This window comes from Martinezella sp. CNPSo 3959 (assembly GCF_057784355.1).
Genome location: NZ_JBXSOV010000016.1, coordinates 73,277 through 97,679, shown reverse-complemented (window position 1 = coordinate 97,679; position 24,403 = coordinate 73,277). Strand labels below are relative to the sequence as shown.

The 24,403-nt window shown below is 59.9% G+C and carries 18 protein-coding genes; 10 read left to right on the top strand and 8 right to left on the bottom strand.

The genetic code is table 11. The features are described 5' to 3' along the window. Nucleotides 1-2: 2 nt before the first annotated feature. The 9 genes from AC13RE_RS25205 to AC13RE_RS25165 all read left to right on the top strand — a co-directional run bounded on the left by AC13RE_RS25205 (nucleotide 3) and on the right by AC13RE_RS25165 (nucleotide 12,636). On the top strand, nucleotides 3-2,690 hold the full coding sequence (locus tag AC13RE_RS25205; RefSeq protein WP_488564947.1) for a carbohydrate-binding protein: 2,688 nt from the start codon (nucleotides 3-5) through the stop codon (nucleotides 2,688-2,690). Between the two features lie 5 nt (nucleotides 2,691-2,695). Further along, nucleotides 2,696-4,924 (top strand): MGH1-like glycoside hydrolase domain-containing protein, encoded by a 2,229-nt coding sequence (locus AC13RE_RS25200; RefSeq protein ID WP_488564946.1) that lies wholly within the window; start codon nucleotides 2,696-2,698, stop codon nucleotides 4,922-4,924. Nucleotides 4,925-5,297: 373 nt separating this feature from the next. Beyond that, nucleotides 5,298-6,374: an ABC transporter substrate-binding protein gene (locus AC13RE_RS25195; protein WP_488564945.1), complete on the top strand. Its 1,077-nt coding sequence runs from the start codon at nucleotides 5,298-5,300 to the stop codon at nucleotides 6,372-6,374. After that, nucleotides 6,364-7,278 (top strand): ABC transporter permease, encoded by a 915-nt coding sequence (locus tag AC13RE_RS25190; RefSeq protein ID WP_112336077.1) that lies wholly within the window; start codon nucleotides 6,364-6,366, stop codon nucleotides 7,276-7,278. The genes AC13RE_RS25195 and AC13RE_RS25190 overlap by 11 nt, the downstream gene beginning before the upstream one ends. A gap of 14 nt (nucleotides 7,279-7,292) precedes the next feature. Continuing rightward, nucleotides 7,293-8,072, top strand: a complete 780-nt coding sequence (locus tag AC13RE_RS25185; protein WP_488564944.1) for an ABC transporter permease — start codon at nucleotides 7,293-7,295, stop codon at nucleotides 8,070-8,072. Further along, nucleotides 8,059-9,108 (top strand): ABC transporter ATP-binding protein, encoded by a 1,050-nt coding sequence (locus tag AC13RE_RS25180; protein WP_488564943.1) that lies wholly within the window; start codon nucleotides 8,059-8,061, stop codon nucleotides 9,106-9,108. The genes AC13RE_RS25185 and AC13RE_RS25180 overlap by 14 nt, the downstream gene beginning before the upstream one ends. 2 nt (nucleotides 9,109-9,110) lie before the next feature. Further along, nucleotides 9,111-9,707 (top strand): cysteine hydrolase family protein, encoded by a 597-nt coding sequence (locus tag AC13RE_RS25175; protein ID WP_488564942.1) that lies wholly within the window; start codon nucleotides 9,111-9,113, stop codon nucleotides 9,705-9,707. A gap of 52 nt (nucleotides 9,708-9,759) precedes the next feature. After that, on the top strand, nucleotides 9,760-10,239 hold the full coding sequence (locus AC13RE_RS25170) for a MarR family winged helix-turn-helix transcriptional regulator (RefSeq protein WP_488564941.1): 480 nt from the start codon (nucleotides 9,760-9,762) through the stop codon (nucleotides 10,237-10,239). A 51-nt stretch (nucleotides 10,240-10,290) separates the two neighbouring features. Next, nucleotides 10,291-12,636, top strand: a complete 2,346-nt coding sequence (locus AC13RE_RS25165; protein ID WP_488564940.1) for a beta-glucosidase family protein — start codon at nucleotides 10,291-10,293, stop codon at nucleotides 12,634-12,636. A gap of 105 nt (nucleotides 12,637-12,741) precedes the next feature. On the opposite strand, the gene AC13RE_RS25160 is transcribed toward AC13RE_RS25165, so the two are convergent. From AC13RE_RS25160 to AC13RE_RS25125, 8 genes are all read right to left on the bottom strand, one after another. Continuing rightward, nucleotides 12,742-13,524 carry an ABC transporter permease gene (locus tag AC13RE_RS25160; RefSeq protein ID WP_285204752.1) on the bottom strand — a complete coding sequence of 261 codons (783 nt, stop codon included), beginning with the start codon at nucleotides 13,522-13,524 and terminating at the stop codon, nucleotides 12,742-12,744. Next, the gene (locus tag AC13RE_RS25155; protein WP_488484790.1) at nucleotides 13,524-14,381 is read right to left on the bottom strand and encodes an ABC transporter permease; all 858 of its coding nucleotides are present in this window, start codon (nucleotides 14,379-14,381) and stop codon (nucleotides 13,524-13,526) included. The genes AC13RE_RS25160 and AC13RE_RS25155 overlap by 1 nt, the downstream gene beginning before the upstream one ends. Continuing rightward, nucleotides 14,378-15,442, bottom strand: coding sequence for an ABC transporter ATP-binding protein (locus AC13RE_RS25150; protein ID WP_488564939.1), 1,065 nt, complete (start codon nucleotides 15,440-15,442; stop codon nucleotides 14,378-14,380). Before AC13RE_RS25150 ends, AC13RE_RS25155 begins: the two co-directional genes overlap by 4 nt. A gap of 118 nt (nucleotides 15,443-15,560) precedes the next feature. After that, the gene (locus tag AC13RE_RS25145; RefSeq protein WP_488564938.1) at nucleotides 15,561-16,598 is read right to left on the bottom strand and encodes an ABC transporter substrate-binding protein; all 1,038 of its coding nucleotides are present in this window, start codon (nucleotides 16,596-16,598) and stop codon (nucleotides 15,561-15,563) included. Nucleotides 16,599-16,667: 69 nt separating this feature from the next. Next, a complete protein-coding gene (locus tag AC13RE_RS25140; RefSeq protein WP_488564937.1) occupies nucleotides 16,668-17,633 on the bottom strand; it encodes an isopenicillin N synthase family dioxygenase in 966 nt (321 codons plus the stop codon). Nucleotides 17,634-17,708: 75 nt separating this feature from the next. After that, nucleotides 17,709-18,530 (bottom strand): enoyl-CoA hydratase/isomerase family protein, encoded by an 822-nt coding sequence (locus AC13RE_RS25135; protein ID WP_132718804.1) that lies wholly within the window; start codon nucleotides 18,528-18,530, stop codon nucleotides 17,709-17,711. Beyond that, nucleotides 18,527-22,039 (bottom strand): indolepyruvate ferredoxin oxidoreductase family protein, encoded by a 3,513-nt coding sequence (locus tag AC13RE_RS25130; protein WP_488564936.1) that lies wholly within the window; start codon nucleotides 22,037-22,039, stop codon nucleotides 18,527-18,529. The genes AC13RE_RS25135 and AC13RE_RS25130 overlap by 4 nt, the downstream gene beginning before the upstream one ends. Next, nucleotides 22,040-23,497, bottom strand: a complete 1,458-nt coding sequence (locus tag AC13RE_RS25125; protein WP_488564935.1) for an FAD-binding oxidoreductase — start codon at nucleotides 23,495-23,497, stop codon at nucleotides 22,040-22,042. A gap of 134 nt (nucleotides 23,498-23,631) precedes the next feature. Here AC13RE_RS25125 and AC13RE_RS25120 point away from each other — a divergent pair, with 134 nt between their 5' ends. After that, nucleotides 23,632-24,384, top strand: a complete 753-nt coding sequence (locus AC13RE_RS25120) for a FadR/GntR family transcriptional regulator (RefSeq protein WP_488564934.1) — start codon at nucleotides 23,632-23,634, stop codon at nucleotides 24,382-24,384. Nucleotides 24,385-24,403: the final 19 nt, after the last annotated feature.

Here is a 24,403-nt window from a genome sequence, read left to right as displayed (position 1 = left end):
CATTGCCTGAAACAGCGGCCATTGCGGATAACGAAAGTCGGGCCCTCTTTGAGCGCCCGACTGCCGCATTTCGTCCTTCAGCCTACTGGTTCTGGCATAGCATTCCCGATGAGGCGACCTGCCGGACACAGCTTGCCGATTTCCAGGCGAAGGGCATCGGCACCATCCTGATCCAGGCGCGACTCGCCCTGCCGCGTGAACAGTACCTGTCACCGCACTATCTGTCAGCCTACAGGCTGGCCGCCGACATCGCGGCTCAACTCGGGCTCAAGCTTGGCATTTATGACGACTATAACTGGATCAGCGGCCATGCCGGTGGCAGGACCGTAGAAGGGCGTGACGAACTGCGCGAGCGTCACCTGTTCTGGTCGTCTTCGGCAGATACGCAGGGCACGATAAGCAGGATCCATCCGGCATTCACGCTGAAGATGGGCGCCGACATCATTGCCTGGCAATATGAAGGCGGCCACATCGAATGGTGCGAATGGACAGTCGAGGCAGCAGTGCTGCATCCCTCCGGCCCAATCGAGGCATATGATCAGATCATCGACGTAACATCGCAGGTCAGCATCACAGGTTCCGATCGTGCTTCCTGCACCTATTCCTATGATGGCGCGGTCGCATTCGGCTGGACGCTGACGGTCTTCATAAGCGCGCGATCCGCGACATCACGGATCATCAACTATCTGCTGCCGGAGGCAGCCCAGCGTTTCATCGACGTTGGCCTCGAACCCATCGTCACAGCCCTTGGCAAGCGCGTGCCCGATCCCGTTGGATCTGTATTCTACGATCAGCCGGCCCCCGGCTTCTATCGCTGGGACCAGATGGCGGGAAATCTCGGCAACAGCCTGCTGTTTGCGCCTGCGCTGAAAGACTGTGCCCTGTCCAAGACGGGCGTGTCGTTCGCCGTCGCCCTTCTCGCGGTGGTGCGTAACGTTGGGCCGGAAACCTTGCGACTGCGTGCGTTGTTTCACGCAGCCTATTCCACCTTGATGAACAATGCATTCTTCGGCACGCTCAGGGGCTGGGCGGAAGGAAAAGGGATCGTCCTCACGGGGCATGAGATCCTCGCTCATGTCAGCTCATGGGCACCCAATGGCGGCTTCACAAGTATCGATCCGCGCGTCGCGCCGGCGGTGGACTTCTTCGGCATCGACGCCATCAGGCACGAAACGGTCGTGGACGCAAACAATCTCACGCCACAGTTGGCTCCCAAGATGGGTGATTCCGTCGCCCGCTCGAATGGACGCAGCCGCTGCGTCGTCGAGACCTATTTCAGCGCCGAACGCACTGAAATGCGCGCTGCCGGCCAATGGGAGGTGACGCTGGAGGCATCGCGCGCCCAGGCAATCCGCCTTGCCTGCCTTGGCACACGGCAGTTCCTCTGGCACGGCGTCTACCAGACCGATGGACTCGACAACGACCCGACGCCCTTCACCAATCCGCGCTTCGACTTCGCGCCCGGCATCAACTTCGAGCCGTGGTGGCCCTATCACGACCTCTTCGCCGAAGAGATCGCACGCGTTTCCGCCTTTATCGAACCTGCAAGGCCGCAGGCGCCGATTGCTATTCTCTATCCTCTATACACTGCCTTCGCCGAAGGGCCTCGCCACGGCCATGCCACCCATATCGGCGCTTGGTGCGAGCAACTGTTGGCGCAGGGCTGCGATTTCATGTTCGTGAGCGAGGCGGATATCGCAAACGCGGCTATAGAAGATAGACGTCTGCTTGCATCCGGTCTCGCGTTCGACGCGGTGGTGCTGCCTTCGGTGACGGTGCTGGAAACGGCTGTTACGCTTCAAAAGCTCGATGCCTTCACGAAGGCCGGCGGTCGGATCTGGTCTTCGGGCGAAACCGTCTCCACGGTTTGCACGGGCGAGAGAGTCTCCGGCTCGGTTGGCGTCACGTCGCACACCACAGCGATGCCCAATGCCGAAACGGTGTCCGCCCTCCTATCGACCCTGACGCTCGACGGTCCGCAGATTTCGGGCCAAAGGCCGTGGCAATGGATCGGTCATGACGTTGACGGCTGGTGGAGGATGGTCGTTTTCAACGATGGCGCAGAAGATATCAGCTTTGACATCTTGTTCGGAGATGGCTTCGATTATGCGATATGGCAGGTGGAACAAGGGTCTGTCGAAGCCTTCGCCGCCGTTCACAAGCTGACCGTAGAGTTGGAACCGCACGAAGTTCGCTGCATCCGTCTCCGTCAAAACGACCAGGCGGCTGTCGCCATCGGCCATCTATCGAGCCGACCGGCGCTTGAGCGAAACCGGCTCATTGCTCTGGCAGACGGCTGGACATTCGCGCCCGGCCAAGATCAGGCCTTCGCGCCTATCTCCGTTGACAGCGGCTGGGAAGAGCAAGGCTTTCCGGCCTTCAGCGGCACGGGCGTCTACCGGCTTTCCTTCACAACGGAAACCGAGGCCGACAGGATGCTGGAACTGCCGACCGTTCATACAGCGGTCACTGCTTATATCGATGGAACCGAAGCGGGACGCCGCGGCTGGCGGCCTTATCGCTTAGGGCTCGGCCGCCTTTCCGCCGGCACCCATGAACTCGAGCTTCACGTCGCCAACACGGCGGCAAACCGTTATTACGACAACACACCCTATCTCGGCAGCGGCCCGGACCAGAGTGGGCTGACAGCCACACCCCTGCTCATACCGCTGCAAAACAGACCGGAATAAGAACCATGCTGAAACATTCTACCGTTCCCCTGATGCGCGCCTGGAACAGCTGGTCCGACAGACCGGCGGAAATGGTGTTTCTGCCGCTCGGTGTGCGCATCACGCCCGTTCTCTATTCCACGCGCAGCCGGACGACGTCAGCCATCGAGCCGCGTCGCAACACGGTGCGGCTCGGCCGCCATGCCATCGACGGATCGTTGATCGAACTGGAAACGGAACATAGCGGAACCACCGTCGCCTTCAGAACCGAGAAGTCCGATCCCTTCGCGGTTCGCGGAAATTGGGAGGGCAAAGCGGGTGGTGAATGGGGGCTGCGCTTCTGGCTGACCCTGGCGATTTCGGCAGACGACGGAGAAGTAGTCACGCATGAAGCCGGCCGCAACGTCACACTCGTCAAGATCGGCACGCGCTTCGTCGCGGTGGCGACGGCCGAGGCTCCGGTGCATGTGACTGGCCATGACACGATCGACGACCTGCGCGCCGATTTCGAGGCGAATGGATATTTCTACACTGCGAGCCGGAAAAACGAGGCGCCAGTGATCGCCCTGCGCTTCAATCTGGAAATGATGCGCCAGGGAGCCTATGCCGCCGCCGTGGCCGACAGCGCCGAACTTGCGGTTCTCAAAGCACAGACCTGCCTTGCGGCCGACAACCCGAGCGCTGCTCCCACCGCCCATAATGGCACGTACGAAGGATCTCTGGACGCGATCCGCGACGTCGTCGCCTGGAACACGATCTGGGATGAAACCAACTCCCGGCCCTATACGGCTGTGACGCGTATCTGGAATCTCGGCAAATTCGCCGTCTGGTACAATGATCAGCTGTTTGCCGCTCTGCTGGCCGGTGTCTTCGACGCCGATCTCGCCCGCGAGAATATGGCAACGGCGATGGCAAGCGCCACCCCTCAGGGCAATATCGCCTGCATCGTTACCTCGAATGATGCCTGGGTGGACCGCAGCCAGCATCCAAACGGCGCGCTCGTTGCCTGGCAGCTTTACCAGCGCACCGGCGAGCGTTCGCTTTTGGCGGCAAGCTATGATGCGCTGGCCCGCAATCAGCGTTGGTGGCGCGAACACCGCGATCCCGACGCCTTCGGCCTGCTGTCCTGCGGCACATCGGACGTCGGCGAAGGTCTCTACAAGGGCACGCACTTTGCCGCCCGCAACGAAACAGGCATGGATAATTCGGCCACTCATGACGAGGCCGTCTACGATCCCATCACGCGTACCCTTTCGACATTCGATCTCGGGCTGAATTGCGCGGCCGCGCTTGATGCCGAAATGCTGTCGAAGATGGCCGAGGTTCTCGGCAAGGAGGATGATGCCAGCGAATTCGCGGCCATCGCCGAACGCTGCCGCAAGCTGATCTCGGAAAATCTGTGGGATGAAAACCGCAACATCTTCGCCAACCGGCAGCGCCAGGGCGGCTTTGTGCGGTCGCTTTCGCCGACCAGCTTCTATCCCCTGCTATGTGGCGCAGCCACGTCCGAGCAGGCCGAGAAGTTGCTCCAACACCTCAGCGACGAAACCACCTTCGGCGGGGACTACGTCCTGCCGAACGCGACGCGTGACGATCCCGCCTTTGCCGACAATGTCTACTGGCGTGGCCGCATCTGGCCGAACGTCAACTACATGGTCTGGCTCGGGTTGCGCCGCTACGGCTTTGCAGCGGAGGCGAGTAGGCTTGCGCGGCAGAGCTACGAGCTCTTCATGAAGTCCTGGAGTACGGACCGGATCGCGGCGGAGAACTATAACGCCACGACGGGCGAAGCGATGGACCAAGGCGATACGGATCCCTTCTACATCTGGGCCGCCATGCTGCCGCTGATGGCTGTCGGCGAGATCATCGACTTCGATCCTTGGAGCGGCTGGACCCTTCACAATGCGGGGACTGACCTTTCCGTCGGTCCGATGCTGTCGCCTTCAGGAATGCTTTCAGTCTCGATCGCCGATGGCCTGCTGGAAATGAGCCTGGACGGCCGCGCATCGCTGAAGACTAACCTGCAAACATCGTTCACGCAGATCGCTGTCAGTGATGCACGTTTCTCCTGCACCATCACTCCGACGGGCAACGACGGGTTTGTCGCGCTTCCGAAGGTCGAGCCAGACCGCATCGTGGCAGCACATCTCGATGGCCAGGAAGTTCGGTTCGAGGCGAGTACCGATGGCGCGCGTCTCGAAATCGCAAAGGCCACGCACGGCCGGAAACTGGATGTCTATTTTTTGACAGTGTGAGTGGTATTGGCGCCTGATGGAACTTGACAGGCGCAGATCAGCCATATTACTTTGCATACAAATAAAAAGAATGCCGGAAGAGCATGAGGGTTGAACGGAATTGCCTATCGGGAGCGACACGCTCGCGATAGCAAATTCATAACAGCAATGCCTGATAGAATGGTTAGGATTTAACGCTGCGCCGAAAGGCGCTGGGAGAACCCGTACGTTCCAATTGGGCGTGACCGGTCGTCAGCCTCACGTCAATTTAGTTTGCATACAAATCATATGGCGCGCTTTTAGTAGGCGGACTGCCGATGACTTGCGTGAAGCCTGAGGTCGGCCGCCGCCGCCGCGGCCGTTGACAAGAATAGATTTTCAAGAGGGGTTCCAAATGACTGAAATCACAAGACGCAACACGCTGAAGCTGATGTCCGGAGCGGTCATTGCCGGCGCTGCCTTCTCGGCCATGCCGCGCATGGCCTTTTCCGCCGGTAAGATCACGGTTCTAAACTGGCAGGGTTACGGCACTGACGAAGCCTGGTCGATCAAGGCCTTTAGCGAGAAGACCGGCATCGAGGTCGTCCACGACTACTACAGCTCCGAGTCGGAAATGCTGACCAAGCTGCGCACCAACCCGGGCGCCTATGATCTCGTCGTTCTCAACGCTGCGCGCTGCGCGCAGGCAACCGCGGAAGACCTCCTGCAGCCGATCGATTTCAGCAAGGTTCCTAACGCTGCGACGATCGACGCAAATCTGCGCTCCAACGCCAACTTCCTGAAGGATGGCAAGGGCTACGCGGTGCCATGGGTCTGGGGCATGACTTCGCTCGCCATCCGCGACGGCATGCCTGTTCCAGACAGCTACAAGGTTCTGGCGGATCCCGCCTACAAGGGCCGCGTTGCCATGGACGACGATGCGATTATCTGCGTTGCCGCCGGCGCCCTGATGACCGGTCAGGACATGAATAACCCGAAGGATCTCGGTGCCATCCGCGACGCGTTGAAGTCCATCAAGCCGAACGTCAAGCTGCTGTGGTCGACGGAAGACCAATGGAACAAGTCCTTTGCAGCCAAGGAGTTCGACCTTTCGCTCTTCTGGTCGGGCGGCTCGGTCCGTTCGAAGCGCAATTCGAAGCTGCCTGTCGATTTCGTCGTTCCCAAGGAAGGCGGCATCGGCTGGGTCGATGGTCTCGGTATTCCGGCGTCGGCTCCCAACGCCGAAGGCGCACTGGTCTTCGCAAACTGGCTGATCGACCCAACCTTCTACCTCGAATGGGCCACCAAAGTCGGCGCACCGGCATCGTCCAACTCCGCAGCACTTGCAAGCCTGCCGGCCGACGACCTGAGCCGCCAGGTTCACAAGCCGGAATACCTGAAGACCATGGGCATCATGTCGGCTCTGCCGGATGACCGTCGTGAAGCCTTCAACAACCTGTGGCAGGAAGTGAAAGCCTTCTATGCAGAATGACAATCTGACATCGGCGTCAGAGCGCGGACCTTCGGGTCCGCGCGTGCGGCGTCCCCTGCCGTCCTGGGTGTCGACGACGGCGCTGCTGATGCCAACCTATGGCTGGCTGACGCTTGCCGTCTTTCTCCCGCTGCTGACCATGTTGGTCTTCAGCTTCATGGCGGCAACTCCAATGGGCAAGGCGCCGATCGTCTTTACCCTGAAGCAGTATCGTGCCTTCATCGACCAGCCCTATCTGATCGGTATTGCTTTCACGTCGCTGCTTATCGGCTTCTGGACGACGTTTGCCTGCGCCGTGCTCGGCTTCCTGGCAGCCGTTGCGCTTGCTCGTTCTACCTTCGGCAAGACGCGCGAGATGCTGCTCATCCTCATCCTGCTACCATTCTGGACGAACGGCCTTGTCCGTATCTTCTCATGGACAATGGTGCTGCGCGAAAACGGCTTCCTCGACACCATCTTCCACATGGTCTTACCGGATGCTGGATCGATCGGCTTCCTCTATACGCGCTATGCAGTCGTTGTTGGCCTGGTACATGGTTATCTGCCTTACATGATCCTCACCTGTTATATCGCGCTGGTGACGATCGATGATGCGATCATCGAAGCGGCCGCCAGCCTTGGTGCGCGGTGGTGGACAATTCTCTTCAAGATTCTCGTGCCTATGGCTGCTCCAGGCTTGATCTCGGGTGCCGTGCTGACCTTCATCCCGGTCATCGGGTCCTTCATGGAACCCCGAATTCTGGGCGGCCGCGTCGGCGTCACCATGGGCACCGTCATCGAGGACCAGTTCACGCAGGCCTTCAACTGGCCGCTCGGCGCCTCGCTGTCTTTCACGCTGCTCGCCGTCGTACTTGCAATCTTCGGCACGTTCTCCGGCGTCCTGCGCCGCGGCACGGCAGCTTAAAAGGGGAACGCCGAATGAGATCGCTTGGTCGTTTCTATCTGATCGCCGTACTAGTCTTCCTCTACACGCCGATCCTCGTGATGATGGCGATGGGCTTCAACGCCTCGCCGCTCTACGAACTGCCGTTCAGCTTCTCGACCCGCTGGTACGAGGCGCTCTGGAACAACAGCATTCTGCTCACTGCTGGTATGAACAGCATCATCATCGCCGTCATTACGGCGGTTGTCGCAACCACGCTTGGCACTTTGGCATCTGTTGCCCTGTCGCGCAGCACCTTCCGTGGCAAGAGCTTCCTGCAGATCATGCTGCTGCCGCCGATCGCCATTCCATGGCTGATCACCGGCACGGCGATGTTGATCTTCTTCTACTGGACCGGCATCGGCCGCGGCATGCACGCGATTATCATCGGTCATGTTGCCCTTGCCATCCCTTATGTAGTCCTGGTGGTGGGAACCGGCTTCCGGACAATCCGGGCCGACCTCGAAGAGGCGGCCATGAGCCTGGGATCCACCCCCGTTCATGCGTTCTTCTCCGTCACCCTGCCGCTGCTTTACCCCAGCATCTTGGGCGCCGCCCTGTTTGCCTTCGCGGTCTCACTCGACCAGTTCGTGATTTCCTATTTCCTCGCAACGCCCGGCTTCACCACGCTGCCGGTTCAGATCTACTCCTCGATCCGCAAGGGCTTCACCCCCGAAATCAATGCGATCTCGACTGTGCTTCTGCTCGGCTCGATGACCGTGATCCTGATTTTCGCGCGCTTCGCCAAGCCCGGAGACACCCGTGACAAACGTTAACGTCAATTCCGTTGCCAAGACCTACGGTACCACGCCGGTTCTGGCCGATATCACCACCGAATTCCCAGAGGGCTCGTTCACCAGTCTTCTTGGGCCTTCAGGCTCCGGCAAGACGACGCTCCTGCGCATCATCGCCGGCTTCATCAAGCCCAACCAGGGTGTGGTGACCATCGGCAGCAGGGATGTCACGAACATACCCGTATGGGGCCGCAACATCGGCATGATGTTCCAGTCCTACGCGCTGTTCCCGCACATGACGATCGCTCAGAACGTGGCCTTCGGTCTCGAGCGACGCGGCATCAAGGGTGCCGCAGCCCGCAAAGAAGTCGATCGTGCTCTCGAAATGGTTCGTCTGCCGGGTTTTGGCAACCGGATGCCAAAGCAGCTTTCGGGCGGCCAGCAACAGCGTGTAGCGCTGGCACGCGCCATTGTCATCAAGCCGAGCGTGCTGCTGCTTGACGAGCCACTGTCCGCGCTCGACCGTAGGCTGCGGCAGGAGATGCAGGTCGAACTGCTGCGGATCCAGCGCGAGAGCGGCCTGACGACGATCTTCGTCACCCACGACCAGGAAGAAGCTCTGACGCTGTCCGACAAGGTGGCCATTCTCGACAAGGGTCGCATCGTTCAGATCGGCGCCCCCGAGACTGTCTACGAGAAGCCTCTGACGCGTTTCGCCGCGGAGTTTCTGGGTGATTCCAACTTCCTTGTCGGCACCGTCGAGAACGGTGCGGTGCGGCTTTCCGACGGTACGACAGCGCGCAGCGCAAGCCCCCTGCCTGCCAACGGCACGAAAGTGACGCTCGCAGTGCGGCCGGAGAAGATGTCGATCTCTGCGGGGAATGCCGAAGGCAACAGCCTCACGGCGCGGATCACCACGGTCATCTACGCCGGGCCGGTGCTCTCCTATCTCCTGGAGACCAAAGACGGTCTGCCGCTGAAGCTCTTCGTTCAGAACCGAGACGGCACCGTCCTCAAGGAAGGTGACAGCGTGACGCTGAACTGGTCGCCGGAACACACCGTTTGCGTTGTGGATTGACAATGACGAGGGCACCGTTGTCCCATAACACGTTGCATGTCGCCATCGACATGCAACGGCTCTTCGCCGAGGAAACGCCCTGGTTTACACCAGCCCTCGCAGGCATCGTGCCGAATGTGCAGCGGCTTGCCGAGGCCAGGCCTGAAAGGACGGTCTTTGCCCGCTTCATCGTCGCGCAACGTCCCGAGGAGGCGAAAGGCCGATGGCAAGCCTATTATAAGCGCTGGAAAACGGTAACTCTGGACGAACTCGATCCGAGGATGCTGGATCTCGTTGCACCGCTGGCTGCGTTCGCGCAGCCGGGGTCAATCATCGACAAGGAAACCTTTTCGATCTTCGGAACTCCCGGCTTTATCGATCGTCTTGATAGCGAAGGCGTCGATACGCTTGTGTTCACCGGTGTCGAGACTGATGTCTGCGTGTATGCGAGCGCATTGGACGCGGTCGATCTCGGCTACAGGGTGGTCCTCGCCAGCGACGCTCTGGCGAGCGGCGACATGATGGCACATGAGATGGTACTGACGCGTCTGGCGCCGAGGTTTTCGGAGCAGATTGAAATTTTGACAACTGAAGCCATTCTGGGTTTGTGGACTGTATGACGTTGATTTGGATTGCCCGCTTCGGCGGCGGTAAGCCCGGCTGAGAGACAAGATGGATATTCCACTCAAGGACAAGGCTCGGGGAACGAAGGGTGCAGATATGGCAGCGAAACCGAACCACACCCAATATGCACTGGGCGAACAGATCGGCTTCTTCCTGCGCCAGGCGAACCAACGCCACGTCTCGATCTTCGCCAGCCTGATCTCCGAGAAGCTGACGACCACCCAATGGGCGGCGCTCGTCAAGCTCAAGGATCTGCAGCCCTGCTCGCAAGGTAATCTCGGCCGCGAAACCGCAATGGACATGGCGACGATCAAGGGGGTCGTCGACCGCCTCGTCAAGCGTGGCCTGGTGCACACCGCGCCCGACCCCGCAGATGCACGACGCCTGGTGTTGACACTGACCGACGAAGGCGAGGCCACTGTAGACCGTAATCTCTCCATTGCGCTGGAGATTTCGCAAGAGACCTTGGGGCCGCTGACAGCTGCCGAGCGCATGATGCTGATGGAACTGCTCCAGAAGATCTGTTGACGGCACCACATGTGGTCCGCGCCCATTCACTCAGATAGGGGAAGACACACCATGCCCGAAGCGGACGATGCGGAAATCCGAGCGCTGGTCACCTCCATGACCACGAATGAGAAAGTCGCTCTCGTCAGTGGCCAAGGCCTCTGGAGAACAGCCGCAATCGAAAGGCTGGGGATCGACTCGATTCTGATGACGGATGGCACCTACGGCGTGCGCTACTCGACAACCCAGATAGATGCCGGCACCGGCGATGAAGAAAGCCTCGCCGCATTCCTCGACCTGATTAACCAACAGGCCGACGATAAAGGCGGCATGTTCGGCACGACGCGACCAGCCACCTGCTTTCCGAACGGCAATCTCGTCGGCTGTTCCTGGGATGTGGACCTGCTGTATCGCATGGGCGAAGCGCTCGCTCTCGAATGCCGCAGTCTGGGAATCCATCTCCTGCTCGGACCGGGTATCAACACACGAAGGACGCCGCTCACCGGCCGCGCCTATGAATATTACTCGGAGGATCCGGTCATCAACGGCGATCTTGCCGCCGCTCTGATTTCCGGCCTGCAGGACAACGGTATCGGTGCCTCGCTGAAGCATTTTGCCTGCAACAACTCGGAAATCGATCGGACAACGACCAGTTCCGATGTGGATGAACGGGCTCTGCGGGAGATCTATCTCGCCGGCTTCGAGCGGGCGATCCGCAAGAGCCCGCCCTGGACCGTGATGAGCGCCTATAATCCGGTGAACGGCGTTCAAGCGGCGGAAAGCCACTGGTTGCTCAAACACATCCTGAGGGATGAATGGGGATATGACGGGCTTGTCCTGTCTGACTGGCACGCCATCAAGGATCGGCCCGCATCGCTTAAAGCCGGTACCGATCTCGACATGCCGGAAAGCAAACCCCGCAAGGCACGGCTTCTGTTGGCTATCGAAGCAGGCAAGGTGGCCGACGACATACTCGATCGGGCTTGTGAGCGGGTTATCGGCCTCGTCCGCCGCTGTCATGCCGAGAGGCTGCCCGCAGCCCCTGTCGATCTGGACCGCCATCACGCCCTCGCCCAACAGATCGCGGCTGAGTCCATCGTGCTGCTGCGCAACGAACAGCAGACACTGCCGCTCGATGCGGCTGCTACCGGCGAGATACTCGTTGTTGGCGATGGCGCCCTGGTCCCGACGATCCAGGGATCGGGGTCAGCGACGACCAATCCTTATCGTGTCGACAGCCCCTTGGAGCGGATCGCAGCGCGTGCGGGAGAACATCTGAAGGTACGTCACGTGCCTTTCCCGACAGCGCAAAGCATTCCGATGGAGAGTGAAACACAAGCCGTTCTCGATGCTGCAACGACAGCGGACGCAGTCATCATCTTCACCGAGAACGAGAAGTCGCGCAACGGCGAAGGCAATGATCGCGACACCTTGAAACTGGCGGCCGGCCACGACAGCCTGATCCGCTCGCTCACTGAGGCCGGCCGGAAAGTAATCGTCGTTCTAACGACACCGGATGCAGTCGAAATGCCGTGGCTGGGTGCCACGCAGGCCGTGCTGGCCTGCTTTTATCCCGGCCAGGGCGGCGGCGAAGCCATTGCCCGCGTTCTGTTCGGCGAACAGAACCCCTGCGGAAAACTGACCACGACAATGCCCATCCGCATCAAGGACATTCCCGGTTGGCACACCTATCCCGGTGAGAACGGCCGGCATGTCTACAGCGAAGGAATTTTCGTCGGCTATCGCTTCTATGACCTCAAGGCAGTGACGCCCCTGTTCCCCTTCGGTCATGGCCTAAGCTACACGCGTTTTTCTTACGAGAGCATGGCACTCGACAGGCAGGAAATCGGCCCGTCGATGGGCTGCAGGGTGGGCGTCACCATCCGCAACACCGGCCAAGTGGCTGGCAAGGAAATCGTCCAACTCTACGTCCGTCCGATAAAGCCCAACCACCGGCGGCCGATCCGGGAACTCAAGGCGTTTACCAAGGTCGAGCTTCAACCGGGCGAAGCCAAGGTTGTGACCCTGACGCTCTCCGCGCGGGATTTCCAATATTTCGATACCGCGCACGGTGCGTGGGTGCTCGATGCAGAAGCTTTCATCATCGAGGCGGCGGCTTCCTCGCGCGATATCCGCCTCGAAAGCCGACTCGCTTGCCGTTCCGAGCGCTTCCCTCCGGCAGCCCTTTCCGCGCTTTCGCCGCCAGCGCTGGTTTTCGCGAATGAACGGGCGATACCTGCGTTGACAGAATTGCTGGCGAGGAAGCTCCGCATCTCCGGCGATGAAGCGATGGCCATCCTCGAAAAGCTCAATGGCTCTTTCCTGGGCTTCTACGATACCTTGAGCTGGTATGTCGGTGACGCGATCAACGAAGCTGACATCACAGCGCTCTTTGACACCCTGAATCGAGCGCCTTGAGGGAAGCTGTAGCTTCCGTCACCTAGAACCTTGAGGGGCAGTCTGCGTGACGGCGGATTAAGCTAGTTTTCTTCAGTCATCTGGAATATTTGCAACAGAGCCCGTTCAAAAACGGTGTATCCGCAAGCCGAACAGCTTTTCCGAGACCACGACCACGACGACCGTCATCACGATAGACAATGTCGATACTGCCGCCGCCTCCGGGGTAAAGTTCGTTCTGAGATAATCGTAGATCTGGATCGGAAGTGTGGCCGTTCCGACATTCTTCAACATGAACGATATAGTGAAGAGGTCGAACGAGATGATGAACGCAAACAGGCAGCCGCCGATGACGCCGGGCTTGATCAATGGCAGCATAATGCGTCTGAAGCGCGTGAATGGTCCGGCACCAAGACTGCGGGCGGCAAGGCTCCATGACGGTTCATAGGCTTCCATCGCCGCAGACACGTTGATGAAGACGAAGGGCAGCGTCATGAGCACATGCCCAATCAGCATGCCAGCCATTGTCGTCGTGCCGATACCGATCGCGTAGACAAAGAACAGAAGCGAGATCGCTGTCAGAACTTCCGGCAAAAGCAGCGGCAACAGCATCGCAAGCCGGACACTCTCCTTCCATCGCCCCGCATGCTGAACGTAGAACATTGCGGCCATCGTGCCGATGACACCGGAAATCAGGGTCGAGACGGCCGCGACCCAAAGCGAGGTTCGGATGGCACGCCAGAAGACATCGTTATGGAAGAAGACAACATACCACCGAAATGAGAGGCCTTGGGGCGGGAAGGTCAGAAATGCCCCCGCGTTGAAGGAGGCACCGACAACCACTAGAATGGGCAGCAGCAGAAAGCCGTAGATGATGAGACAATAGCCATTCAACATATGCTTGGACATCAGCTCATCTTCCATTTCATGCGGGTAAGCCGCGCGAAGATCACGACGATCACCGCTCCGGTGAGGGAAAGCGTCAGCGCCATGGCGGAGCCGAACGGCCACTGGAATGTGTCGATCAGCGCGTCAACGACGCTGACTGCCATCGTCTTCACCCTCAGGCCACCGATCAGGGCAGGGGTCACGTAGGCGCTCAATGAAAGCACGAACACCAGAATGCAGCCCGCCTGGATGCCCGGCATGGCCAGCGGCAGGATTACGCGCCTGAAGACCGTCAGCTTTCCCGCACCAAGCGAGCGTGCGGCCGACTTCAACGACGGGTCGATCCCCTGCAGCGCGCTCATCAATGGCAGGATCATAAAGGGCAGGAAGACGTGGACAAGCGCAATGACGATGCCGAGGACGTTGTACATCAGTCCGATCGGGCGATCGATCAGGCCCAAATTCATCAGCGTCTTGTTGATGATGCCGTTATTCCCAAGAAGGATCGTCCACCCATAGCTACGGATGACAATGCCGACAAGAAGCGGCGACAGCACGAGCCCATAGGCAAGGCCGCGAAACCGCATCTTCTCGCGCGACAGCTGCCAGGCAACCGGAAAACCGAGAATGAGGCAAACAAGCGTCGTGACCAGACCGATCAAGAGCGTATTCGCTACCTGCTGCATGTAGAACGTATCGGTCGCCAGCCTCAGGTAATTGCCGACCGTAAATCCGGGCGCATAGGGCGAGCCGTTGGCCGGGTTGCGCAGGCTCATCACCACAATATTGAGATAAGGCAGGACAAGAAACAGCCCGAGGAGCAATGCCGAGGGCGCAATCAGGAGAAGCGGATAGGCGGATCTGGCGCGGCGTATCATGCGATCGTTCCCGGCACCCAGAAACGCTCGCTATCGACCTTCACCGTCACGCGATCACCCGGCTGGAAGCGGCTTCGCGGGAAGGTCTGGACGCTCAGCGCTTCGCCGCTTTCGAGCACCAGCCGATAGTCGATCAGACTGCCGGAATAATAGCTCTGCGAAACCGTTGCGATAATACCGGCGTCCTCTTCCCCCGCGGCCGCAAGTTCGATGGCCTCCGGCCGCAGCAATACGGGGATGGAGCCGTCGCTTGACGGTACGGTACCTTTGACATTCGCCGTGCCAAGCACGGTTTCGACGACCGACATACCGTCATCGTTCCTGCCCTTCAGGCGGCCGGGCAACGTATTCACCTGCCCAACGAACTGCGCGACTTCCAGGCTTGCCGGTCGGTCATAAACATCAGACGGAGCGCCATACTGCGCAATTTGCCCGCCGAACATCACGACGATCCTGTCCGACATCGTCATCGCTTCGGCCTGATCGTGGGTCACATAGACCGTGGTAATGCCCACCCGCTTTTGCAGGTCGCGTATGAAGACCCGCATTTCGTCACGAAGCTTGGCATCGAGATTGGCAAGTGGCTCATCAAGCAACAGGATACGGGGTTCGATAACCAACGCGCGGGCAAGCGCCACGCGCTGCTGCTGGCCGCCGGACAATTGGCGCGGATAGCGGTCGGCATATCCGGATAGCTGCACCATATCCAGAACCTTGGCGGTGCGGATTGTGATTTCAGACCGCGAAATCCTGCGCATTTCCAGCCCGAAAGCGAGGTTCTGCGCCACGGTCATGTGCGGGAAGAGCGCATAGTTCTGGAACACCATGCCGATATCGCGCTTTTCCGCCGGCACATGCGAGACATCCTGCCCGTCGAAGCGGATGGCGCCGGATGTGACGTCCTCAAAACCGGCAATCATCTTCAACGTCGTCGTCTTGCCGCATCCTGATGGCCCGAGCAGCGAGATGAACTCGCCCTGCCCTATCTTGACGGAAATGCCGTTGACGGCGCGCGAGACGCCATAATGCTTGGTCAGCCCTTCGATGCTCACCTCGGTCATGATCGATCTTCCAGATTGTCTGTGCGGCGTACCGCAAATCTCATTGCGTCAGGGGAGAATGCAGGGACCGCCCCAGCAAGGCGATCCGGTTGTTGCTGCCTCATGGAGAAGACAGAAATCATTTCATGATCTTGACCCAGGTCTCGGCAAAGCCTGCCTGCTTCTCGTTCATGAAGTCCCAGTCCCAGGTGAGGATCTTGTCCATCACTTCCCCGGAAATCGGCACGTCCTTCTTCAGATCGTCAGGGACGACAACCTTGGCATTGGTTGGCGAAACGAAGAACTGCTTCATCAGTGGCAACTGGCCTTCAGGTGACAGAAGGAAGTCGGCATACTGGTAGGCCAGATCCTTCTCAGGGCCGTTTGCGAGAATGTTGAGGGTCTGATCGAACATCAAAAGCCCCTCTTCCGGCACGATGACATCAATCGGAAGGCCCTGGCCGCGCAGACGCGCCACTTCGCCGAAATCGAAGGGAGCGACGACGAATTCGCCGGATGCGATGCCGGTGGAAAGGTTGAAATCGGCCTGGATGACTGGGCCAAGCTTTTCCAGCGCCTTGAAACCGGCATCGACATCATATTGATCTTTGCCGAAGATCTTGGATGCCAGCATCAGTTCCATCTTGCCGGCAGTATTGGCAAAATTGTAGAGGCCGATGCGGCCCTTGAATTCGGGGTTGTCCCAGAGATCCTTCCAGGCTTTCGGCGGCGTCTGGACCATGTCCGTGCGATAGGCGAGGCCGATCGGTGACACCATGGCCACGGCACCCCAGCCGTCGGTCTTCTTGGCAAGCGGATAGAGGTCGGCATAGTTCGGCAATTTTGCCAGATCGAGCTTTTCGAAGAAGCCTTCCTTGCGCAGGCTCGATGCGAATGCCTCATTGGTCATCAGGATGGAATATGGCGGCTTCTGCGCCCCTGCCGCCCGCAGATTGGCGCTCCAGACACGCCCATTGCCCGCGTCCAGAGTCACCTGGGCGCCGCTTTTCTGACTAAAGGCCGGTGCCAGCGTCTGGCGCCAGAACTGCTCCCATGCGCCGCCGAGCGTCGGCACGACAAGCGTCTTGGATTGCGCCCATGCCGGCAGGCCAACCATGGCCGCAGCTGTTACTCCACCCATTCCGGCAAGAACCTGCCGCCTGTTCATGTTCATCATTGACGTTCCCTCAAAATGGTTCTGACTTGGTCATGCATTGCGGGGCAGGCGGTATTCCGCTTCTTGCCGTCAGCTTTTGCCGAAGGCCTGGCTGGTCTTCAGTGAAATGTAGTCGCCGTAGGTGATCGGCTCGTATTTGGCGGCGCCTTTTGCTGCAAAAGGCGCGAGGCATTCAATCACGGTGTCCTTGGACGGATTGAGGAAGAACGGGATGGACTGGCGACGCGTCGCCCCCTTGAAAGCACCGGGCGGATTGGCGACCCTGTGCGGCGTCGACAGCCATTCATCGTTGGACCAGCGCATGAAGGCATCGCCGATATTGATGACATAGGCGCCTTCGACATTCGGCGCATCCAGCCAGTCACCTGCCCGGTTTTTCACCTGCAATCCACCCGGCGAGGCTTCCGAACGCAGGATAGTCATGAAGCCGTAATCGGTGTGGACGCCGGCGCGGAGTTGGCCCGGCAGCGGGCTCTCCTTCTGCTCCGGATAATTGATCACCCGTAGCGCCGAGAGGTGGTTTTCAAAGGCCGGCTCGAAATGGTCCGGGGCGAGGCCTATCGCCTCGCAGAATGCGCGGCGTAAATGGCCTGCAAGCCTTTCCATCTCTGCGAAGTAGTCGGCAAAGGCCTGTTCCAGCCCTTCCGGCTTGGTTGGCCACAGATCGCCGGGCAGGCGCGGGCCAAAGTTCAGGCTTTCCTTGTAATCGCCCGGCGTCTTGATGCCGAGCGTCGCTGCAAGCGCCTCGTCGGCGATCGGCGAAAAGGCAACACCACCCTCTATCGAGATGCCCCTTCCCTGCCCGATCTTCCACTCCTGCGGCTCATCGAAGAAATCGCGAGCGAGGTTATAGAGACGGGTCGTCACGTCAGCGCTGACGCCGTGCCCCGTAACGAGGAAGAAGCCGGTTCGGCGGCAGGCATCCTCAATGGCGGTGACGACCTTTCGGCTTGCTTCCGCGCCTGCGATGAATGGTGCAATATCGATAACGGGTATGCTGTCCTGCACCTCATCCGGCGTTGTGATCGTCTGCATCCTGGAGCCTCTTTCCTTCATCGGCGGTGGCGATAGCACTGAATGGGTGCCGCCGGGCGATATCTTAAAACATGGTCAGTCGAGCCCCTTGAACGGGGCATCGCGGAATTCGAGATATTCCTTCAGCGACATTTTCTGCAGATTGCGCATCCACTCCTGCCCATCGCGACTGACATGAAGGGCGGCGATGGCGTGGACATTGAAATCGAAGGATGTCATCAGGCCAGCGGCCATCTGCTGGTTGTTGATGGAGGACTTGGCGAACTTGATTGCCGGCACGGGCATGCGGGCCAGCTTGCGTGCCAGGTTCTCGGTCTTTTCCCTCAATTGATCGGCGGGCACGATCTTGTTGATAAGGTGCATGCGCAAGGCTTCCTCGGCATCCACCAAATCGCCTGTGTACATCAGCCAGCGCACGTCACGGGTGGCCAGCAGCCAGGGCATGAACAGTGCCGGCGGGCCGGAATTGTGCCGCACCTCCGGCTCGCCGAACTTCGCATTGTCGCTGGCAATGGTTAGATCGCAGGCCATCATCAGCTCAAGCGCACCCGCAAGCGCATAACCGTTCACGGAAGCGATGACCGGGATCGGTGCTTTCCAGATATTGAGGAGCGCCTGGGCGTTCTCCGACATGTCCGCATGCCAGTCCTCGATATCGACATCGTAATCGGCGCCCTGAAGATCATAGCCGGACGAGAATGCACGGCCCGCCCCCGTGATGATGAGCGCGTTGACCTCCTTGTCGGCGACAGCCATGGCGACGGCGCGGTCGATTTCGCGCACCGTCGTCTTGTTCATCGCATTGAGCTTTTCAGGACGATTGATGGTGATCGTCGCGAATTTATCCCGGCCGTCTTTCTCGTAAAGGATCGTCTCGAAGGTCTCGGAAGTGCTCATATGCTTTTCCTCTTGGCCGCGTCCTGATCCGGCATCGCTGTTCGTTTCTCGTCATTGGCCGGCGCTGCAAGCAAGGCCGCCATCTTCTTTTCAAAGCGCCCGATCGACGCCATCTTGACGGGGCCGAACCCCTTGATCTCTTCCGGCAGCCGGGCAAGCGCGACGGCATGGCCGTGCGTTTCGACGGAAAGCTGTCTCGTGAGATCCTCGATCATCGCCTGATAGTCAGCGATCAAGCGCCGCTCCATCCGGCGCTCTTCGGTATAGCCGAAGGGATCCAGCGCCGTGCCGCGCAGGAAGCGCAGCTTTTCCAGAAGCGCAAAGGCCGGGCCGATCATTTTCTCGGGGATGGCGATCTTCGCCGGATTTCCGGTGCGTTTGTCGATCCGCCGTGACAGGATGGATGGCGCCAGGTGATGCTTGATGCTGAAGTCGCCTTCAAACTGCGCTTCGATCGCGGCCTTGAAGCTCCGGTCGCGGTGCAGACGCGCCACCTCGTATTCGTCCTTGTAGGCCATCAGCCTGAAGGCATTTTTGGCGACGGCCATTGCAAACTCCTCGCCGGCCATGAGCCGGTTTTCGACCTGCCGCGCAGCATCGACCAGTGCCCGGTACCGGCGTGCATAGGCAGCGCTCTGATACGCGACGAGAAAGGCCTCACGGCGCTCGACGATCGTGTCGAGTGTCTCGACGGGCTTGACCTCGGCTAGATCAGCTCCCGCGGCGCTGGCGACGATATCGGGGGAGACCGCCGAGCGGCGGCCCCAGCCGAAAGCGGCACGGTTCATCGCAACGCCGGTTCCGTTGAGTGCAATCGCCTGATCGATGGAGGCAAGGCTGATCGGCACCAGGCCGCGCTGCCATGCATGACCGAGCAGGAACATGTTGGCTGCAATCGCATCGCCCATCAGCGCCGCGCCAAGCTTGGTCGCCGAGACGAGGTGAACAGCGTCCTCGCCGGCTGCGCGGCGCAGCGTTTTCAGCGTCGCTTCCTGCTGGAAATCGATCGCCGTGTTCTGGACGAAAGACGCCGTCGGCGCAAAGTGATTGTCGAGAACGGCGCGCGTGCGGCCAGCGCCAAAGGTCGAGAGCGCATTGCGACCGGCCGACACCACGATATCGAAGCCGAGCACCAGATCGCTTTCGCCAACGCCGATCCGGACCGACGACAAGTCACCAGCCATCCGCGCCACGCGAAGATGCGAAATGACAGCCCCGTTCTTCTGCGCAAGCCCCGTTTGATCCAGCGTCTGCACAAAAAGGCCATCGAGATGCGCCGCCATGGAGAGGACAGCGCTGACGGTAATCACCCCCGTACCGCCGATACCGGCTAACAGCATGTTATAGGGCTGCGCTCCGATCTCCGTTAGAACAGGTAGCGGCATGTCATCGAATGTCGCTTGCTGGGCTTTCGCAGCCGGCTTTCTGATCTTTCCGCCCTCCACCGTGACGAAGCTCGGACAGAAGCCCTTGATGCAGGAAAGGTCGGTATTGCAACTCGACTGGTTGATCTTGCGCTTACGGCCAAACTCCGTTTCCTGCGGCTCGATCGAGATGCAGTTGGAAACGGCCGAGCAATCGCCGCATCCTTCGCAGACCAGTTCGTTGATGAAGGCTCGCTTGTCCGAGATCGCCAGCGCCCCGCGCTTGCGACGCCGGCGTTTCTCTGCCGCACAGACCTGATCGTAGACCAGCACCGTCACCCCGTTGATCTCGCGCAGCTCACGCTGCACCTGATCGAGTTCGTCGCGATGGTTGACCGTGACATTGCGTGGCAAGCGACCCCGCCAGACCTCCGGCCGCTCGGCGACGACGGCCACTCTTGCAGCCCCTTCGGCCAGCATCTGGCCGACGATACCGGGAACAGAGACCTCACCGTCGTGCTTTTGACCACCGGTCATGGCGACGGCATCGTTGTAGAGGATCTTGTAAGTGGCGTTGACCTTCGCGGCGATCGCGGCCCGGATCGCAAGCAGGCCAGAATGAAAATAGGTGCCGTCGCCCATGTTGACGAAGATATGCTTTTCATCGGTGAACTGAGAAAGCCCGATCCATGCACCGCCCTCACCCCCCATCTGGGTAAAGGTCGAGGTGTTCCGGTCCTCAAGCCCGATGACCATCATGTGGCATCCGATACCGGTCGACGCACGGCTTCCTTCGGGCAGCCGGGTCGAGACGCTGTGCGGACAGCCGGAGCAGAAATACGGATCGCGCTTGAGTGCCGGACTTTCCGTCACGCCGGCTGCAACAATTGCCTCCATCTCCCGCGACCGGCTATCGAGATCATCGGCCTGCGGACCGAGCACAGCAAGGATGGCCCTCGCGACGGCCACCGCATCGATCTCGCCGACGGCGGACAGAAGCGGCGTGCCCGCCGGCCCGAGTTTGCCGAACACTCTCGGCCTGTCATCGGACGGCATGTTGAAGAGCAGGGCCTTGATCTGGTCTTCCATGATCGGGCGCTTTTCTTCGACGACCAGTAGCGTCTCGACGTCGGCGGTAAACCGCGCGATCCCCTCCGGCTCGATTGGCCAGACAAGGCCCACCTTGTACAGCCGGATGCCGAGCTCGCCTGCACGCCGCTCGTCTATGCCGAGGCGCGAAAGCGCGTCCATCAGATCGAGCCAGGACTTGCCGGTCGAGACGATGCCGAGACGCGCCTTGGTGGGCTGCCCCTGCCAGATGGTGCGGTCGAGCCCGTTGTGACGGGCAAATCTATGAACGGCAGAAAGCTTGTCTTCCAGCCGGCGCTCCATCGCATGCGGCCCGTCAGGCCAGCGAAGCGACAGATTGCCTTGCGCATCCGGATAGACGATCGCGGGATGGGCCGGATCGAGATCGACTGTTGCCGTGCATTCGACAATCTCGGTCTGGCACTTGAAGCCGATCCACGCACCCGAATAGCGGCTTAGCGCAAATCCCAGCAAACCGTAGTCGATATATTCGGCTACGCCCGCAGGCGACAGCAAAGGCACCATGGCCGATATCAGGTTGTGCTCGCTCTGATGCGGCAAGGTCGATGAGACGGCGCCATGATCGTCGCCGACGAGCAGCAGCACGCCACCATTCGGGTTGGTGCCGACGGCATTGGCATGCCGAATCACATCCATGGTGCGATCGACGCCCGGCCCCTTGCCGTACCACATCGAGAAGACACCGTCATAGCGGACGCCGGAGAACATCGCCGTTTGCTGCGTTCCCCATACAGCCGTCGCGGCCATGTCCTCATTGAGGCCGGGCTGAAAGCGGATATGGTTCTGGTCGAGATAGGTCCTGGCACGCGCCATCTCGCGGTCGAAGCTTGCGAGCGGCGAACCGCGATAACCGGAGACGTAACCGGCAGTGTTGAGGCCCCTTGCCAGATCGCGCTGTCGCTGGATCATCGGAAGACGCACCAGCGCCTGTGTGCCTGACACGAGGATTTTTCCATGATCGACCGTATACCGGTCATCAAGACTCGGGCCTTTTTCACTGGGCAATGCGCGGGCCATATCGGAAAGGTTCTGCATCTACGCACGCTCCGGCACGCCCGGCGACGGCATGTCGAAAACCCGACCAGGATTGAGAATATTGTTGGGATCGAAGGCGGCCTTCAGCCGGCGCATGGCATCCATCTCGGCGGCACTTCGCCCGAGAGGCAGCCATTTCTTCTTCTCAAGGCCAATTCCGTGCTCGGCGGAAATCGCGCCGTCGGCACGGATCACGGCAGAAAGAGTTATATCGGCGATCCGCTCATGATGATGAGTGCGGACAAGAAAATGCAGATTGCCATCGCCGAGGTGGCCGAAAATATAGATCTCGGCATTCGGATCGGCGGCCGCGATCTCGTGGCTGGCAGCATCAAGGAAGGCCTGTATGTTGGACAAGGGCAGGCTGACATCGAAGCCGGAGACGTGGTCCATCGAGAAGATGAATTCACTGGCAGCCTCGCGAAGTTTCCAGATTGCGTGATACTCGCGCAACGACCCCGAAACAGCCACGTCCGTCACGATTCCGCTTTCGTAGCAAGCCATGAGCGCTTCGGAAAAACGCTCCTGATCGCCGGCCTCGTCCTGTCCCTGCATCTCCACAAGGGTGTACATCCCGGCACCTGCCGCAACAGGTGGCTGAGCACCGGTCAGCGACAGAACCCCGTCATAAACGTTCGGAAAAATCACTTCGAAGGCCGACAGCGACGGGCCGAGCGCAGAACGCAAATGCTTCAGAAGGGCAATAGCGGCACTTAACGACGGCAATCCGCAAAAGGCATTCGCCTGCGACCGCGGCTCTGGATGCAGCCGCAGACAGGCCCGCGTGACCACGCCAAGCACACCTTCGCTTCCGACGAAGAGCTGATTGAGATCGAAGCCCGAATTGTCCTTGGGCAATCCCTTCAAGCTGGTCAGGACGGAGCCATCCGCAAGCACAACCTCAAGCCCCAGAACCTGGGACCGATACATGCCATAGCGCAGGACACGGATACCGCCCGCATTGGTGGCAACATTGCCGCCAACCGTGGACGTGCCGCGCGCGCCGATATCGACACCGAAAAATAGCCCGTAGCCTGCCACAGCCTCCTGTACCGATTGAAGCGTCACACCGGCCTCGACGATGATGGTGGCGGCATTCTCATCCACCCGCGACAGGTTCATCATTCGCTCAAGCGAAAGCGATACCTCGCCGACACGAGGCCTCGCCCCGCCCGCAAGACCCGTCCTGCCGCCTTGGACGACGACGGGCTGACCCAGGCGATTGCATTCTTCAAGGATAGCGGACACTTCCGCCGTATCTGCGGGCCGGAAAACGATTATCGGGCGCTCACCGCGCTCGTCGGTTGCGTCACCGCGATAGCCGTCGCCGACGTCGTCGCCAGCGAGAACGGCCTTACTACCGATCCTTCCGTTCAGACGGCGCAGCAACTCTGCATGCCGGCCGACAGGCGCATAGGCACCTTGGGCGATCTCCGCCCGACCAGTCGATCCGCCCAATTTCGTTCCCCTTGGTTATCTGGATCGAGGGCAGGTTATCGTCTATCCGATATTTGTCAAACCTATATTCAATTTTCAGTAGCGTTTTCGAAGCGGCCATGGCATCTATGAAATCGAGGTGAGGGCAACAATCGATGACGTTGAAATTTGATGAGGTCGTGAGGGCTGGCATCGCCAAGCAGGTTGCGGAGAACATAAAGTCCGCGATCATGGATGGCCGCCTGAAGATCGACGAACGGCTCCCCACGGAAGAGGATCTCGCGAGAAGCTTCGGCATATCGCGGCCGACCGTGCGCGAGGCGCTGAAACGCCTGGCAGCGCAAAACCTCATCCATTCGAGGCGTGGCCCGCTCGGCGGAAACTTCGTCAAGAGGCCGGATCCGGAAGGGCTTTCCAACGCGATCACCGCAGCAGCAACCCTGCTTGTCGGCATCGGCGCCTTCGATATCGACGAGATCATTACGGCCCGCCTTGAGACGGAGACGATCTGTTGCAGGCTCGCCTGCGAAAATCACGGTGCTGCCGATCTGGAGCGAATGGCGGCGGAGATCGAGATCCAGCGCGACGAGACGATCAGTGACGAAGACTTCTGTGCATCCGACGTGCGCTTTCATCGCGCTCTGGTGGATTCCACCTGCAATGGCCCGCTGAAGCTGATGATGTACACGGTGATCGAGTCCTTCATCCCCATCACCAACATGATCGTGTTCCGGGTTCGCGAGCGCCGCAAGGTCGCTGGCTTTCACCGGCAGATCATGGAGGCCGTCGCCAAGCGCGATACCGAGACCGCGATAAGGGCATTGGCGGACCTGCTAGCCTACATTCGCAACAGCTACGCAACCGCGATGGACGCACGCGACAGGATGAAGGCGCAGCATCAGGCCTGACAAGGCGAACGGCCGATTT

What these genes read in the sequence shown, in the direction of transcription:
- AC13RE_RS25200 (WP_488564946.1), top strand. Translation starts at nt 2,696, where the DNA reads ATGCTGAAACATTCTACCGTTCCCCTGATGCGCGCCTGGAACAGCTGG.
- AC13RE_RS25195 (WP_488564945.1), top strand. Translation starts at nt 5,298, where the DNA reads ATGACTGAAATCACAAGACGCAACACGCTGAAGCTGATGTCCGGAGCG.
- AC13RE_RS25190 (WP_112336077.1), top strand. Translation starts at nt 6,364, where the DNA reads ATGCAGAATGACAATCTGACATCGGCGTCAGAGCGCGGACCTTCGGGT.
- AC13RE_RS25185 (WP_488564944.1), top strand. Translation starts at nt 7,293, where the DNA reads ATGAGATCGCTTGGTCGTTTCTATCTGATCGCCGTACTAGTCTTCCTC.
- AC13RE_RS25175 (WP_488564942.1), top strand. Translation starts at nt 9,111, where the DNA reads ATGACGAGGGCACCGTTGTCCCATAACACGTTGCATGTCGCCATCGAC.
- AC13RE_RS25170 (WP_488564941.1), top strand. Translation starts at nt 9,760, where the DNA reads ATGGATATTCCACTCAAGGACAAGGCTCGGGGAACGAAGGGTGCAGAT.
- AC13RE_RS25165 (WP_488564940.1), top strand. Translation starts at nt 10,291, where the DNA reads ATGCCCGAAGCGGACGATGCGGAAATCCGAGCGCTGGTCACCTCCATG.
- AC13RE_RS25160 (WP_285204752.1), bottom strand. Translation starts at nt 13,524, where the DNA reads ATGTCCAAGCATATGTTGAATGGCTATTGTCTCATCATCTACGGCTTT.
- AC13RE_RS25155 (WP_488484790.1), bottom strand. Translation starts at nt 14,381, where the DNA reads ATGATACGCCGCGCCAGATCCGCCTATCCGCTTCTCCTGATTGCGCCC.
- AC13RE_RS25150 (WP_488564939.1), bottom strand. Translation starts at nt 15,442, where the DNA reads ATGACCGAGGTGAGCATCGAAGGGCTGACCAAGCATTATGGCGTCTCG.
- AC13RE_RS25145 (WP_488564938.1), bottom strand. Translation starts at nt 16,598, where the DNA reads ATGATGAACATGAACAGGCGGCAGGTTCTTGCCGGAATGGGTGGAGTA.
- AC13RE_RS25140 (WP_488564937.1), bottom strand. Translation starts at nt 17,633, where the DNA reads ATGCAGACGATCACAACGCCGGATGAGGTGCAGGACAGCATACCCGTT.
- AC13RE_RS25135 (WP_132718804.1), bottom strand. Translation starts at nt 18,530, where the DNA reads ATGAGCACTTCCGAGACCTTCGAGACGATCCTTTACGAGAAAGACGGC.
- AC13RE_RS25130 (WP_488564936.1), bottom strand. Translation starts at nt 22,039, where the DNA reads ATGCAGAACCTTTCCGATATGGCCCGCGCATTGCCCAGTGAAAAAGGC.
- AC13RE_RS25120 (WP_488564934.1), top strand. Translation starts at nt 23,632, where the DNA reads ATGACGTTGAAATTTGATGAGGTCGTGAGGGCTGGCATCGCCAAGCAG.